The sequence below is a fragment of the Bradyrhizobium sp. Gha genome (assembly GCF_900113735.1).
In the GTDB taxonomy this organism is placed as follows: Bacteria; Pseudomonadota; Alphaproteobacteria; order Rhizobiales; family Xanthobacteraceae; genus Bradyrhizobium.
In genome coordinates this window covers 1-14,708 of record NZ_FOQM01000046.1, presented here as the reverse complement: position 1 = coordinate 14,708, position 14,708 = coordinate 1, and the positions used below count along the sequence as shown (strand labels likewise).

13 protein-coding genes are annotated in these 14,708 nt (G+C 64.8%); 5 read left to right on the top strand and 8 right to left on the bottom strand.

The features are described from left to right. Positions 1–72: 72 nt before the first annotated feature. Complete coding sequence (locus BM222_RS34515) at positions 73–864, bottom strand: DNA-binding transcriptional regulator (RefSeq protein WP_092238785.1); 792 nt, start codon at positions 862–864, stop codon at positions 73–75. Between the two features lie 147 nt (positions 865–1,011). Between BM222_RS34515 and BM222_RS34510 the strand changes: the two genes are divergently transcribed. Next, positions 1,012–1,995 (top strand): VOC family protein, encoded by a 984-nt coding sequence (locus tag BM222_RS34510; protein WP_177243633.1) that lies wholly within the window; start codon positions 1,012–1,014, stop codon positions 1,993–1,995. Between the two features lie 59 nt (positions 1,996–2,054). On the opposite strand, the gene BM222_RS34505 is transcribed toward BM222_RS34510, so the two are convergent. Genes BM222_RS34505 through BM222_RS34495 form a run of 3 tightly spaced genes read right to left on the bottom strand, consistent with a single transcriptional unit; the run spans position 2,055 to position 5,088 of the window. Further along, positions 2,055–3,086, bottom strand: coding sequence for an L-idonate 5-dehydrogenase (locus BM222_RS34505; protein WP_092238782.1), 1,032 nt, complete (start codon positions 3,084–3,086; stop codon positions 2,055–2,057). 23 nt (positions 3,087–3,109) lie between these two features. Beyond that, positions 3,110–3,877, bottom strand: a complete 768-nt coding sequence (locus tag BM222_RS34500) for an SDR family oxidoreductase (RefSeq protein ID WP_092238778.1) — start codon at positions 3,875–3,877, stop codon at positions 3,110–3,112. Between the two features lie 11 nt (positions 3,878–3,888). Further along, positions 3,889–5,088, bottom strand: coding sequence for a mandelate racemase/muconate lactonizing enzyme family protein (locus BM222_RS34495; RefSeq protein ID WP_092238775.1), 1,200 nt, complete (start codon positions 5,086–5,088; stop codon positions 3,889–3,891). A gap of 178 nt (positions 5,089–5,266) precedes the next feature. Between BM222_RS34495 and BM222_RS34490 the strand changes: the two genes are divergently transcribed. After that, a complete protein-coding gene (locus BM222_RS34490; RefSeq protein WP_092238772.1) occupies positions 5,267–6,034 on the top strand; it encodes a GntR family transcriptional regulator in 768 nt (255 codons plus the stop codon). A gap of 24 nt (positions 6,035–6,058) precedes the next feature. Beyond that, positions 6,059–7,423 (top strand): MFS transporter, encoded by a 1,365-nt coding sequence (locus BM222_RS34485; RefSeq protein ID WP_092238769.1) that lies wholly within the window; start codon positions 6,059–6,061, stop codon positions 7,421–7,423. Between the two features lie 9 nt (positions 7,424–7,432). Here BM222_RS34485 and BM222_RS34480 read toward each other — a convergent pair whose 3' ends face one another. From BM222_RS34480 to BM222_RS34465, 4 genes are all read right to left on the bottom strand, one after another. Then, entirely contained in the window at positions 7,433–8,683 is a 1,251-nt protein-coding gene (locus tag BM222_RS34480) for an arsenic transporter (protein WP_177243632.1), read from the bottom strand. 22 nt (positions 8,684–8,705) lie between these two features. Continuing rightward, a complete protein-coding gene (locus BM222_RS34475) occupies positions 8,706–9,989 on the bottom strand; it encodes an MFS transporter (protein ID WP_092238763.1) in 1,284 nt (427 codons plus the stop codon). A gap of 67 nt (positions 9,990–10,056) precedes the next feature. Then, positions 10,057–10,497, bottom strand: a complete 441-nt coding sequence (locus BM222_RS34470) for an EamA family transporter (RefSeq protein WP_092238898.1) — start codon at positions 10,495–10,497, stop codon at positions 10,057–10,059. 151 nt (positions 10,498–10,648) lie between these two features. Continuing rightward, positions 10,649–13,111 (bottom strand): PAS domain S-box protein, encoded by a 2,463-nt coding sequence (locus BM222_RS34465; protein WP_177243640.1) that lies wholly within the window; start codon positions 13,109–13,111, stop codon positions 10,649–10,651. A gap of 204 nt (positions 13,112–13,315) precedes the next feature. Between BM222_RS34465 and BM222_RS34460 the strand changes: the two genes are divergently transcribed. Together BM222_RS34460 and BM222_RS42920 are read left to right on the top strand one after the other, a co-directional pair. Beyond that, positions 13,316–14,410: a zinc-binding metallopeptidase family protein gene (locus BM222_RS34460; RefSeq protein WP_092238755.1), complete on the top strand. Its 1,095-nt coding sequence runs from the start codon at positions 13,316–13,318 to the stop codon at positions 14,408–14,410. A gap of 176 nt (positions 14,411–14,586) precedes the next feature. Further along, on the top strand, positions 14,587–14,708 hold a 122-nt coding region (locus BM222_RS42920; RefSeq protein ID WP_143106145.1), incomplete at its 3' end, for a biotin carboxylase N-terminal domain-containing protein.

The following is a 14,708-nucleotide window of genomic DNA, read 5'->3' as shown; positions in this document are numbered from 1 at the left end:
GGGCTATCTCTTCCCCAAGCCGCGCCGCAGCATCAACGCCGGCGCGCCAAGTGTCCGCCCAGCGGACTCCCCCTAGACTTCGACCGGAATAGCCGCAGCCGTCTCCTGAAGCTGGCTGACGAATTGCGCCATGGCTTCCTCGATGCTCAGTGCCGAGCGGATCCAGATGATGGAGATGCAGCCGTAGACCGCGCCATTCCGCACGATCGGGACGGCGATCGATGCCGTCTTCGGATTGTATTCGCCCTCGCTGCGGATGGCGTAGCCTCGCGCCTGCGTCTCTGCGATCATCCGGTCGAGGCGGCCCTGGTCGAGGAAGGGACGGTCGTCGGCTTCGTCGATGCGGCGGAGATGGCTGACGATGAGATCGCGCTCGCGGGCGGGGCAAGCGGCGAGATAGGCGCGGCCGGCAGATGTCCGCAGCATCGGCAGGCGCTTGCCGATCATGCCGCGGTCGATCGAGAGCGGGCTACGGGAATGGGTGGTCTCCTGCACCACCATCGCGGCGTTCTCGTATGTCGAGAGATCAACCGGCCAGACCAGGATCTTGCTGAGCTCGGCGAGATAAGGCGCGGCCGCCTGGCAGATCACGACGCCTGGGTCGTAGCCGTCGCCAAGGCTCAAAGCGAGCCGGGTGACGCGAAAGCGGTCGTCGCTGGCGCTGCGGGCGACATAGCCCAGCTCCTCCAGCGTTTCGAGCAGGCGGTAGACGGTCGGGCGCGGTAGGTCGAGCGCGCGCGCGACATCGCCGGCGCGGATGCCACCGGAGCGGTTGACCTCCTGCAGCACGTCCAGCCCGCGCTTGAAGGCGCGGACGCCCTCCGACTGCCTGGGCTGGCCGGCCCGCGTCCGCTCCTTGGACACTTGGTGTTTTCTCCCTTGTGGCGCGCGACGTCGCGACTATCGTCCTTGCAAACGCGAAGCGATTGCGTGACGCCACCGTAGGGTCGCGCGCGACCGGTATCAAGTTCGCCGCACTGCGGCGAAGGCGATGCTCTCGGGAGGAATTCGATGGAAATCACCGCGCTCGGCTATATCGGCATCAATTCAACGCAACTCGATCAATGGGGCCAAATGGCGACGGGCCTGCTCGGCATGCAGCAGGTCGATCGTGGCGGCAAGACGCGCGCTTTTCGCATGGACGATCGCAAGCAGCGCCTGATCGTCGACGGCAGCAGCGATGCCGGCCTCGCGGTGATGGGCTGGGAGGTTCCTGAGATCGCCGCGCTGGATCAGCTGGCGGGGCGGCTGGAAAGCCATGGCGTCAAGGTGACGCGCGGCTCGCGTGCGCTGGCCGACGAGCGGCATGTCGCCGAGCTGATCACATTTGCCGATCCCGCCGGCAACCGGCTGGAGGCTTTCTGCAAGCCCGAGCTTGCGACCGAGCCGTTCAAGCCGGGCCGCCCGATCTCCGGTTTCCGCACTGGCGCGCTCGGGATGGGACACGTGGTGCTCAATGTCTGGGATGTCGAGCCATTGTTGCCATTCTACCGCGACGTGCTCGGCTTTCATGTCTCCGATTTCGGGCTGAAGCCCTATGGGCTGTACTTCTTCCACGTCAATGGCCGCCATCACTCCTTTGCGATGGTCGGCTCCGGGCGCAAGGCGCTGCACCACTTCATGGTCGAGCTCGGCAGTCTCGACGATGTTGGACAGGGCTACGACCTCGCGCAGCTCGAAGACGGCCGCGTCGTCTACACGCTGGGCCGGCACACCAACGACCACATGACCTCGTTCTATGTAAACACGCCGTCCGGCTTCTTCATCGAATATGGCTGGGGCGGGCGCGTGATTGATCCCGCGACCTGGCAGCCGCACGAGACCTTTGACGGTCCGTCGCTATGGGGCCATGAGCGGCTCAACATGCCCGAAGAGCAGCGCAAGCGCCTGCGCGAGATGCGGATGGATGCGGCCGCGCGGGGCGTGCGCGTTCCCGATCCGCGCGTGCCGCCGCTGAACTGCGCCTGGCTGGACTCCGTCGTCGCGCGCGAATGAGAGTCATTTTTGAGCATGGTCTTTTCGGAAAACCGCTTCGCACTTTTCCGGATCATGCTTTAGAACGTCAGTTGCACCTTCATCGATTGCGAGCGGTCGCTGGCGAGCTCGAACGCGGCGACCGCGTTCTCGAACGGCATGGTGGCCGTGATCAGCGGCTTGACGTCGATCAGGCCTTCGCCCATCAGCCGCACCGCCAGCTCGAACTCGGGATCGAAGCGGAAGGTGCCGCGAAGCTGCAATTCCTTGGCGACGATCGCGTTGATCGGCAGCGTCATCTCGCCGCCGAGTCCAAGCTGGACCAGCGTCGCACCGGGCCGGAGCACGTCGAGCGCGGTGCGCAGCGCGGCCTGGTTGCCGGAGGCCTCGAACAGGGTGTCGAACACGCCCTTGCCGGCGCGCCAGGGATCGAGCGCGGTGGCATTGGTGGCGACATTGATGGCGTGCGTGGCGCCGAGCTTTTTGGCGACCGCGAGCGGGGCGCCGGCCACATCGGTCACGACGATTTCAGAGGCGCCGCCGAAGCGCGCCACCAGAATCATCAGAGCGCCGATCGGGCCGCAGCCGGTGATCAGCACCCGCCTGCCGAGCAGGGGGCCGGCCTGCTTGCCGGCATGCAGGCACACCGCGAGCGGCTCGGCGACCGCGGCTTCCGCCAGCGAGAGCTTGTCTGCGATCGGCACGGCCTGCGTGGCATCGATGGTGATGAACTCGCGAAAGCCGCCCTGCACATGAGGGAAGCGCATCGCGCTGCCGAGAAAGCGCATGTCGAGGCACTGGTTGCGCATGCCTTCCTGGCAGTGTAGGCACTGGCCACACGGCTTGCTCGGATTGACCGCGACGCGCGTGCCGGCCTTAACGGCGGTCACGCCGTCACCGACCGCCGCGACCACACCGGCGATCTCGTGCCCCAGCGCCATCGGCTGCTGGATGCGGACGACGCCGAAGCCGCCATGATGGTAATAGTGCAGGTCGGAGCCGCAGATGCCGCCATTGGCAATCTTGACGCGGACCTCACCCGGGCCGGGGGCCGTGTCAGGATAGGTGTCGATCCGCAGATCCTTGGGGGCGTGAATGACGACAGCGCGCATGGTCTCGTTCCCTCTTCTCGCGATTACATCGCGGCGATCATGCCGCCATCGACATAGATGATCTGGCCGTTGACATAGGTGGAAGCGTTCGAAGCAAGGAAGATCGCCGCGCCCACCAGCTCGTCCGGCTTGCCCCAGCGCTTGGAGGGGATGCGGCCCATCAGCCAGGTGTTGAAATCGGTGTTGTTGACCAGCGCCTCGTTCATGTCAGTCAGCATGTAGCCGGGGCCGATCGCATTGGCCTGGATGCCGTGCTGGGCCCATTCCACCGCCATCGAGCGGGTCAGGTTTTTGATGCCGCCCTTGGCCGCGGTGTAGGGCGCAACGGTGGGGCGCGCCAGCTCGCTGGCGAGCGAGCCGATATTGATGATCTTGCCGTGCTTGCGCGGAATCATGCGCTTGGCCGCCTCGCGGCCGATCACGAAGGCGCTGGTGAGGTTGGTCTCGATCACCTTGCGCCATTCGTCCGTGGTGAACTCGACCAGCGGCTTGCGATGCTGGATGCCGGCATTGTTGACCACGATGTCGACAGCAATGCCCTTGTTGTCGAGATCGTTGAACGCCGCGACGATCGCGGGCTCGTCGGTGACGTTGAACGCGGCGCCTTCGGCCTGATGGCCGGCGGCGCGAAATTCGGCCACCGCCTGCTCGACGCGCTTGGCATCGACGCCGTTGACGATGATTGTGGCGCCGGCCTTGGCCATGCCCTCGGCAATGGCGCGCCCAAGCCCGCGCGAGGAGCCGGTCACGAGCGCGGTGCGGCCGGAAAGATCGAAGAGGGCGGTGCTCATCCTGGAATTCCTCAGACGTTGGAGCGGCGCACGATCAGATCGGAGCGTTCGAAGACTGCAGGCAGAAGATCGACACCGAGGCCGGGGCCTTCCATCGGGAAGACATAGCCGTCCTTGATCGTGGGCATCGTGGTGACGAGCTCATTGTACCAGCCCTTGTAGAAGGCGCGCACGGATTCCTGGATCAGCGTGTTGGGCTGGCTGAACGACATGTGGATGGCGGCGATGAAGCCGATCGGGCCGATGCAATCATGCGGCGCAAAGGGACGGTGATAGGTCTCCGCCATCGCCGCGATCTTGCGGCCTTCGGTGAGGCCGCCGGTCCAGCACAGGTCGGCCATCACCACATGCATGGCGTCGCGGTCGAGCATGTCCTTGTAGGGGAAGCGCGAGCCCAGCGTCTCGCTGGCGCAGACCCAGACGTCGGTCGAGCGGGCGTATTCGGCGAGTGCCTGCGGTGAGTTCATACGGATCGGGTCTTCGTACCAGGTCGGCTTGTAGGGCTCGAGCGCGCGCGCGATCTGTTTTGCCGTGGGCAGGTTCCACAGCGAGTGAAACTCGACCATGATTTCCATCTTGTCGCCGACGGCTTTGCGGATTTTTTCGAACGGCTCGATCGCCTGCTTCATCTGGGCGGCGGTGATGTGGAGACCCTTGTTCTCCTGCGCCGCCGGATCGAACGGCCAGATCTTCATTGCCGAAATGCCGCTCTCCAGCAGGTTTTCGGCCAGCGCATCGGCGCGGTTCATGAAGCCGTCGAGATCCTCGTACGGGCCTTTGTTGGCGCCGAGATTCCAGTTCGCGACCGGGCTGATATTGGTGGAGCGGACATACTGCGTGCCGGCGCAGGTGTTGTAGATGCGCTGCTTGTCGCGGCAGAGGCCGCCGAGCATCTGGTGCACCGGCTGATCGCAGACCTTGCCGAACAAATCCCACAACGCGATGTCGATGCCGGACGCCGCGCGATATTCGACGCCGGTCGACGACTGCGCCATCGGCAGGTTCAGCATGTCGCGGTGGATCGCTTCGATGTGCAGGGGATCGCGGCCGAGCAGGCGGCCGGCAAAGGTGTCGTGGATCTGCGCTTCGACCGCGCCTGCGCCGTAGAAGGTTTCGCCGAGACCGATCAGGCCCGCGTCGGTGTGGATGCGAACCCAGATGACGTTGGAAAATTCCTCGGTGCGCAGCGTCTCGACCGACGTGATCTTCACGGCAACTCTCCTCCCGTCACGGGCGCCTCGCGCCGAAGTATTTTCATTCCGCATTGCAGCATGCGGCGGATTGATCGAAGTCTTACGCCTGCTTGTAATATATCACAACATGTTTTAAGTGTGCCACAAACAAGGCGGCCGACCTGCAAGCGAACGCGCGGGCGGACGGGAGGCAAACATGGCACGGCGCAAGCGCGCGCTCGAGGTGGTGAGATCGGAGGGTTCCGGCGAGGGCAGGCCCTCGCGGCGCAACCGTCTCAATTTCTTCGAGCTGGCCTACCAGAAGATCGAGGAGCTGCTCGTTCATTGCGAGCTCAAGCCCGGCCAGTTCATGACCATGCTGGAATTGCAGCATATCACCGGCTTCGGCCGTACGCCGGTGCATCACGCCGTCAACAGGCTCTCCGCCGACACGCTCATCATCATCCGTCCGCGCCACGGCCTGCATATCGCACCGATCGATCTCGCGCGCGAGCGCATGCTGCTGGGCTTGCGCCGCGACATGGAGCGTTTTGTCATCCGCCTCGCGGCTGATCGCGCCAGCCTCTCGCATCGCAATCAGGCGCTGCATATCGAGCGCCTGCTGCGCGAGCGCCGCGCCACGCTGACCCTCGACGAGTTCAACAGCATCGACCGGCGCATCGACGCGCTGGTGCTGGAGGCGGCGGGTGAGCCGTTCCTGGTGCATACGCTGCGGCCGCTGCACACGCTGTATCGCCGCATCGGCTACATCCATCACCGCTTCATGCCGGGACAGGCCGATCTGTCAGGAACAATCGATCATCACCTTGGTATTCTCAATGCGATTGCGAACCGCCGTGTCGAGGAGGCCGTCAAGGCGAGCGATGCCTTGATCGACTACATGGGCCAGATGTTCACGGGCATGGAGACGGGGATCGACCCGCGGCTGCTCGATTGCAGCATCGAGCCCCTGCTCGGCGCTTAAAAGAATTTGAAGAGAGGATCAAACATGTCAACGATGGCCCTGCCACAGCCGACCGCGAGCGAAGCGGCGGTCCGCTACCTCATTACGAATTACAGTCCCAAGGGTAACAAGGTCGGCTGGCTGATGATGGCCTCGATCCTCGTCGAGGCCTGGGATCTCTACTCGATCGCCTTCGTGCTGATCTTCATCAAGGAGCAGTACAATCCCGATCCGCTGATGCTCGGTCTCGCCGCAGCCGGCACGCAAGGCGGCGCGCTGATCGGCGCTCTGCTCGGTGGCTGGCTGTCCGACAAGATCGGCCGCCGCGTGATGTTCCTGGTCACGATGGTGATGTTCATCGTGCTGGCACTGGCGCAGGCCTTCGTGCCCAGCGTCTTCTGGCTCGTCGTCATCCGGTTCTTTCTCGGCATCCCGCTCGGCTCCGACATCTCGACCGGCTACACCTACATCATGGAATCCATGGCCAAGGGTGAGCGCGAGGTCATGGGTAACCGCTGGCAGTTCATGTTCGCCGTCGGCGAGGTGCTGACCATCGGCGTCATCGTGATCTTCCTGTTGCTGGATATCCAGCACGAGATGCTGTGGCGCGTGACGCTCGGGCTCGGCGCGGTGCCGGCGCTGATCATCCTGCTGTTGCGCCACGACGTGCCGGAGACGGCGGTGTGGCTGGTGCAGAAGGGGCGTTTCCGCGAAGCCAAGCAGGTCGCGCGCGAGATGTTCAACGACGATCTCGCCATGCTGCCGGACCAGGATGTGGTGGTGCCGAAGGTCTCGACCCGCGCCTTCCTGGCCGACCTGAAGAAGGATCCGATCCGCTGGCGCGCGACGATCTACGGCTGGATCGCCTGCTTCGCGCAAGGCAGCGAGTTCTCGACCTTCGCGTTCTATCTGCCGGTGCTGTTCGTGATGGTCGGCGTGTCGAGCGTGCTCGGTATCAACCTGGTGACCATGGCGCTGTTCTGCTTCGCCGCTCTGTCCGGCTGGGTCGGCCCGCTGCTGACGCCGAAGATCGGCCACCGCGGCATCGCGATCGCAGGCTTCGCGATCGTGCTGGCTTCGCTGCTGGTTGCGGCTTTCGCGCTCTATACCGACAACAAGGTCCTGCTGCCGTTCGCGGCGGCTGCCATGTTGTGGGGCCATTATTGGGATGCGTCGAACTGCATGACGATCCCGACCATGGTCGCCAAGCCGAAGTACCGCGGCACGGCGAGCGGCTTCGCCTACATGTTCGTGAAGCTGCCGTCGTTCCTGGCGATCTTCCTGTTCCCGACGGTGTTCGCTGCGGTCGGGCAGGCGAATGCCACGCTGATGGTCGCGATCTTCCCGCTGATCGGATTGCTCGCCGCGCTCTTCATCCTGCCGGAGGTCTACGGTTACGAGAACGACTGACGATACGAACTACCTGATCGCGGCCGCCAGTGCCGCGATCAGGGCCGGCGGCGTCACCAGCAGGCCGAGCTTGAGGAAGCGCCAGGCGCCGACCTCGATCTTCTCCCGCCGCAGCGCGACGAGCCAGAGGATGGTGGCCAGCGAGCCCGTGACTGACAGGTTGGGCCCGAGATCGACGCCGATCAGGATAGCGCTGAGAACTGGCGCAGGCAGATGATCGCTCGCGGCGACCGAGCCGGCGACCAGGCCGACCGGCAGATTGTTGGCGACGTTGGTGGCAGCCCCGGTCGCGATGCCGACGCTCCAGGCGGCCTCTGTCACGGATTGCGCGACGGCTTCATGCAAGAGCGCGCTGAGCTGGCCGATCACGCCCGTCTTGATCAGCGTCTCCACCATCACGAAGAGCCCGCCGACCAGCGGCAGCACGCTCCAGGAGACGCCCTTCAGCACGGGCAGGGGCGATTGCTGGCTGATCAGCAGCACGATCGTGGCCGTCACGACGCCGCAGATGAAGGTCGGCAATCCGAGCTGCTTGTCGAGCGCCGAGGCCGTGACCAGCACCACGCCAATGGCAACGATGCCGACCGCCGTGAGCTTGCCGCCGCGGCCGAGCTTTGGATGCGGCACGCGCGCGGCGATCTTGTCCTCCTTCAGCGCGCGATGCTGGGTCAGGCGCAGCACGATATAGGTCAGCAGGATCGAGGCTATCGAGGGCAGGGCGAACAGGCGCAGCCATTCCGTGAGCTGCGGCATGCGCGCGCCGAACACGACGAGGTTGGCGGGGTTTGAGATCGGCAGCACGAAGCTCGCGGCATTGGCGATGAAGGCGCAAACGAACAGATAAGGCAGCGGTTTGACGCCGGCTGCGCGCGTTGCGGCGTAGACTGCGGGCGTCAGCACAATGGCGGTGGCGTCGTTCGAGAGCAGCACGGTGACGACCGTGCCGACAATGTAGATCAACAGGAACAGCCGCCGCGGCGAGCCGGCGGCATATTCCACCGCAAGCGCCGCGAGATAGTCGAACAGGCCCTCGAGCCGGGCGAGCTCGGCGATCAGCATCATGCCGATCAGGAAGAGGTAGACGTCAACGCCTTTCTCGATGCCGAGAAGTGCGTCCTGCCAGGGCAGGAAGCCGAACAGCACCAGGGCGCCGGCGCCGAGCACGGCCCAGATCGCCTCGGGCAGGTGAAAAGGGCGGATGATGACGCAAGCGGTCGCGGCGACGATGATGCTCCAGGCCCAGATGGCGTGAGAGGGCACGTTCAATCCTTGTGCAATGGGTTCATTTGGCAGCGATAGCGGAAGCTCGCGCCGCTGTCTTCCCCCGCTGGCGCGGACCGACATCGATGATTTGCCGCGTCTCGGGCAGGGCGAGGAGGCAGATGATGGCGCCGATCGCGGCGATCGCGCCGAGGGTCATGAAGGCTGCGCTGTAGCCAGCTCCGACCACGACGAAACCGGCGAGCGTCGTTGACAGCGCAGCCCCGATGCTCTGGGCTGTGATGACAACGCCTTGCGCGACGTTGAAGCGGCCGCTGTTCCGCATGAGATCGGCAACGATGACGGGGAAGATCGCGCCAAAGATGCCGGCACCGACGCCGTCCAGCAGCTGCACGCCGACCAGCCAGGCTGGATTGTCGGAGAAGGTGTAGAGCGCGCCCCGAATTGGGAGGATCAGGAGCGCGGCAAGGAAGAAGCGCTTGTGGCCCCAGCGGTCGGCCCGGGCGCCGACCAGGAGGGCGAACGGCACCATCACGATCTGCGCTGCCACGATGCAGGCCGACATCAGGCTGGTCCCCATCTTCTTGTCTTGAAGCGCGAGCTTTTGCCCGACCAACGGCAGCATCGCGGCATTGGAGAGATGAAAGAGCAGGACGCAGATCGCGAAGGCGAGCAGGGGCCGACACGTGAGCAGCACGCCGAGGCCGGATGGCGGTTCGTGCTGCGCATCCGGACCGGCGTCGTGCAGGCCGCGGGCAAGGTCGTGGTCGATGGCGCGTTCCGGGATCGCGAGGATGCTGACGAGGCTCGCGAGCGCCATGGCCCCGAGAAGGTAGAACACGACTGTCGGGCCGAACCAGTAAGCGGACACGCCTGCGAGCCCGGCCGCGACCGCGTTGCCGGCGTGATTAAAGGTCTCGTTGCGGCCGATCCGCCGAGTGAAGGCGGCATGGCCGAAGATGCCGAGCGAGACGGCGGAGATTGCCGGCGGGAAGACCACGGCGGCGGCCTGCGCGACGCCTTGAGAGATCGCGACCGGGAAAAAGCTTGGAAACAGCGGCACGGACAGCGAGGCGATGGTCACCATGACGGCGGCGGTCGCCATCGCGGTCCGCTTGGCTCGCGTCGCATCGACCAGAGCGCCGGCCGGCGTCTGCGCCACGATGCCGGCGATCGTTGCAATCGACATCACGAGGCCGATGCGCGCCTCGTCCCGGTGCTGCTCGGTGAGGAGGTAGACGGCAAGATAGGGGCCGAGCCCATCACGGACGTCGGCGAGGAAGAAATTCGCTGCATCCAGGGCGTGGCCGGCCTGTCTTGCCTGATTGCGGTGTTTGCTCGACATCGGTGGCTCAATCGAGGCAGGGAAGCGCCCCCGCAGAAACCGATCTCCCGCCAACTTTGTTCCCGACCTAGAACTTCACGGCCAGGAGAACCGCGCCGGCGCCAATCATCGTGATCCCGACCCAGCCTTGCGCCGTCGGACGCTCACCAAGAAAGGCGAAAGCGAAAACGGCAACCAAGACGACGCTGAGCTTGTCGATCGGTGCGACCAGCGTGGCGGGTCCGAGCTTCAGCGCTCGGAAGTAACACAGCCACGACGCGCCGGTCGCGAGGCCCGACAACACCAGGAACAGCCACGTCCGCGACGAGACCGCCGAGGGCACCGCGAACTGCCCGGTGAAGAACAACAGCGCCGAGAAAGCCAGCAGCACCACGATGGTGCGGATGAATGTCGCGAGATCAGGATTGATGTTCTCGACGCCGATCTTGGCGAAGATCGCAGTCAATGCGGCAAAGCAGGCGGACAGCAGCGCCCAGGTTTGCCAGGCGGAGAGGAAGGCGGGTTTCATGTCATCGGTATCCGTTGTTCCAGGACGGCGCGCCAGCGTCGTCATTGCGAGCGCAGCGAAGCAATCCAATCTGTCTCCGCGGAGGGATTCTGGATTGCTTCTCTGCGCTCGCAATGCCGGAGTTCATGGTGGCTTCCTGCGCTCATAACACTCACCTTGCCACCGACTTCTCGGCAATCGCCTTGCGCAAGATGCGCGACAGCGACTCCACCGAATACGGCTTCTGGATCAATTCGAACCCGCGGTGGGCGCTTTCGGCGAGCACGTTGCTGTAGCCGGAGGTGAGCACCACCGGCAGGCCCGGATAGCGTTCGCGGATGATGCCGGCGAGCTCGACGCCGTTCATGCCCGGCATGATGACGTCGGAGAACACGAGGTCGACGGCGAATTCGTTCTCCTCGAGAATGGCGAGTGCTGCATTGGCGTTGGCGGCGCGGCGGGTGACATAGCCGAGGTCCTCCAAGAGCTCAGTCGAGAACTGGCCGACGTCGTCATTGTCCTCGACCACGAGGACGCGGTAACCGCGCCCGGTGGTCGCGCTTTCGCTGGTCAGCGATGTGGCTGCCTTTTCGGTCGCGGGGCTCTGTGCCTGCGGCAAATAGATCGTGAAGGTCGCGCCCTTTCCGAGCGTGCTCGTCACCGCAATGTCACCCTCGGACTGTTTGGCGAAGCCGAACGCCTGGCTGAGGCCGAGCCCGGTGCCTTTGCCGACCTCCTTGGTGGTGAAGAACGGCTCGAAGATGGCGTCGATGTTCTCGGGTGCGATGCCGCTGCCGGTGTCCGCCACGGAGATTGCGACATAGTCGCCGCCGCGCGCGGACTGCGCACGCAGGTTCGGAATGCCCTGAACCTTGCGCACGGCGATGGTCAGGCGGCCTTCGCCGTCCATGGCGTCGCGGGCGTTGATGGCGAGGTTGATCAGCGCGGTCTCGAACTGGGCGACGTCGGCCACGGTAAAGCAATCGGAATCGTCGATCTCGACGACGATTTCGATGCGGCCGCCGACCAGCGGCCGGACCAGCTGCGCCACGCCTTCGACCTGGCTGCCGACATTGAAGATCTGCGGCTTCAGCGGCTGCCGCCGCGCAAAGGCGAGGAGCTGCGCAGTCAGCTTGGAGGCGCGCTCGACGGTCTCGGAGATGGCATCGACATAGCGACGGCGGCGCTCTTCCGGCAGCTCGCGCCGGCGTAGGAAATCGGTCGCCGAGCGGATGATCGTGAGCAGATTGTTGAAGTCGTGTGCGACGCCGCCGGTGAGCTGTCCGATCGCCTCCATCTTCTGCGACTGCCGCAGCGCTTCCTCGCCGCGACGTCGCTCGGTGATGTCGACCGCCTCAGGCACTGCGCCGGTGATGTTGCCGTGGCGGTCGAGCACGGGCCGCATGCCGAAATCGAAGTCGCGCTCGCCGACCGGCAGGCGCAGCCGCATCTCCATCCGCACCGCCTGACCTTTCAACACGCTCTCGAAGGCCTCGCGCACGGCGGCACTCATACCGTGTGTGCCGGTGAACCACGGCGTTTCCCAGAACGGCCTGCCGATCACATCCTCGCTGCGGGCCTTGATGCCTTCGAGCGCAGTGTTGTTGGCGTAGAGCAGTTCGCCCTTGAGGTCGACCAGGCCCTGATATTGGTTGCTGGTCGCCAGGATCGCGCGCAGCCGGGATTCGTTGGACTCGAGCTCGGCGGTGCGCTCGACGATGCGCTCTTCGAGCGTCTCGTTGAGCTGCCGCAGCTCGATTTCGGCCTGCTTGGCAACGGTGATGTCGTGGGCGACGCCGATGAAGCCGATATGCTTGCCGGTCGGATCCCAGCGCGGCTGCGATTCCGAGCGCAGCCAGCGCCATTCGCCAGAAGCGTTTTTGTAGCGTGCCTCCAGCACGAACGGTTGGAGCGAGGCCTCGCCCTGGACGGATTGCTGCAGCACGTGGGGCAGGTCGTCGGGATGCAGCACCTTGCGCCAGTCGAAGGCGATGGCCTGCTCGTAGGGCATGCCGACGAAGTCGACATAGGCCTGATTGGCAAAGGAGCGTGTGCGGTCGAGCTTCGTCACCCAGATCGGCACCGGCGCGCTGTCGGCGATGAGCCGAAACCGCTCCTCGCTCTCCCGCAGCGTCTCGCGCGCCAGCGCCTGGTCGGTGATATCGATATGGGCGCCCACGAGGCGGACGGCGCGGCCGTCGCTGTCGCGCTCGATCTTGGCGACGACGCGGATCCAGCGCGTCTCGCGGTCGTTCGGGCGGATGATGCGGTACTCGGCGGTGTAGTCCTCGCCGGTCGCGGCCAACGCATCGAAGAAGTGTTTGACCGTGGCATCGCGGTCGTCAGGATGGATACGGCCGACCCAGTCCTCATGCCTCTCGTCGACGGCCTCCGGCGGCAGCCCATGGATCATCAGATATTCCGGCGAGCGGCGGTTCTTGAAACCTTCGCGGAGGTCGACCTCGAGGCCGCCGACCTTGCCGATGCGCTGGATGCGTGCGAGCTCCGCCTCGCGCTCCTGGAGCGCATGATAGGCATTGTCGCGCTCGCGCGCGATCTCTTGGAGATGCTCGCGCAGCCGCTCGGCGGCGGTGGTTTCGGGCGCAGGATCGTTCAAGGCGTCGGCCGTTGTGATGCGGGAGCGGACGTCCCGGGCCGATATTCACACAGACAAAGCGTGATAGCCATCGCTCAAAGGGAATATGCGTGGTGGCGGGGCATGAACGAACGTCGGGTCTGGCAATTTGTTCCAAACGTTGGAACGACGGGCCGCCCGCGCGCGTATCTGCCAGGCGCCATAACTGATAGTCATCAGAACTCCTCTCCAAGAGGCTAAATCTTGAAGCTCTTTGTCTGCCAGGACTGCGGCAATATCCTCTATTTCGAGAACCGCGCATGCGGGCGCTGCGGTCACAGGGTCGCCTTCCTGCCGGAGAAGGAGACAATGTCGGCGATTGAGCCGGACGGGGAGGGCTGGGCCACGCTAGCCGACAAGGGCAAGGGGCGCATGCTGTGCCGCAATGCCGAGTATGATGCTTGTAATTGGCTGACCGATGCCGGCGATACCACCGGCTATTGCCGTGCCTGCCGCCACAACGGCATCGTGCCCGATCTCTCCGACCCCGCGCAGCTCGCCGGTTGGCGCGAGCTGGAGGTGGCGAAGCACCGGCTGTTTTATTCGCTGATCCGCTGGAAGCTGCCGGTCCAGACCCGGCAGGACGATCCGGAGCATGGGCTGCTCTTCAATTTCCTGGCCGACGACCCGAACAGTGGCGAGAGGATCATGACCGGCCACGACAACGGTCGGATCACGATCGCGCTGACCGAGACCGACGCCATCGAACGCGAGCGGCGCAGGCTCGAAATGGGCGAGCCGTATCGCACGCTGCTAGGGCATTTCCACCACGAGGTCGGACATTATTTTTGGGACGTGCTGGTCCGCGACGGCGGCAGACTGGACGAATGCCGCGCCGTGTTCGGCGACGATTCCGCCGATTACGGCGAGGCCCTGCGACGCCATTATGCCGATGGCGCGCCGCCGGACTGGCAGCAGAATTACGTCTCGGCCTATGCGACAACGCACCCCTGGGAGGATTTCGCCGAGACCTGGGCGCACTATCTCCACATCGTCGATACGCTGGAGATGGCAGGCGAGTTCGGCATGGAGGTTCGCCCGAAGGTGGATCGCGACGGGGAGTTGTCGACACGGATTCGGTTCAACCCCTACGAGGCAAGGGACGTCGAGGCGATCGTCAACGCATGGCTGCCCTTCACCTTCGCGATGAACAGCGTCAACCGCGCCATGGGTCTGCGCGACCTCTACCCCTTCATCCTGTCGCCGGCCGTGGTCACCAAGCTGGGCTTCATTCACGGCCTGGTCCGTGACGTGGCCAAGGACGTGACCGAGGGTATGGCGAGGGCCCGGAAGCCATAGGGCGTCCAGCGGCTCAGCGAGCCCGCTTCGGTCTTGCGCTGGTACGCCAGAGAGGGCGGATTTAGACCGTTGCCTCCGGCCGATTTTGCTGTACCACGACAGGATACGGCCCCGTCCGGTCGGCCCGCCAACGGCCCGGGAGGGGTCCCGCCCAAGGGACGAAGCTCAAGAAAAACATGTTCAAACGCATCCTGATCGCCAACCGCGGCGAAATCGCCTGCCGGGTCATCAAGTCCGCCCGCAAGATGGGAATTCAGACGGTCGCCGTCTATTCCGAGGCCGACCGCGACGCTCTCCA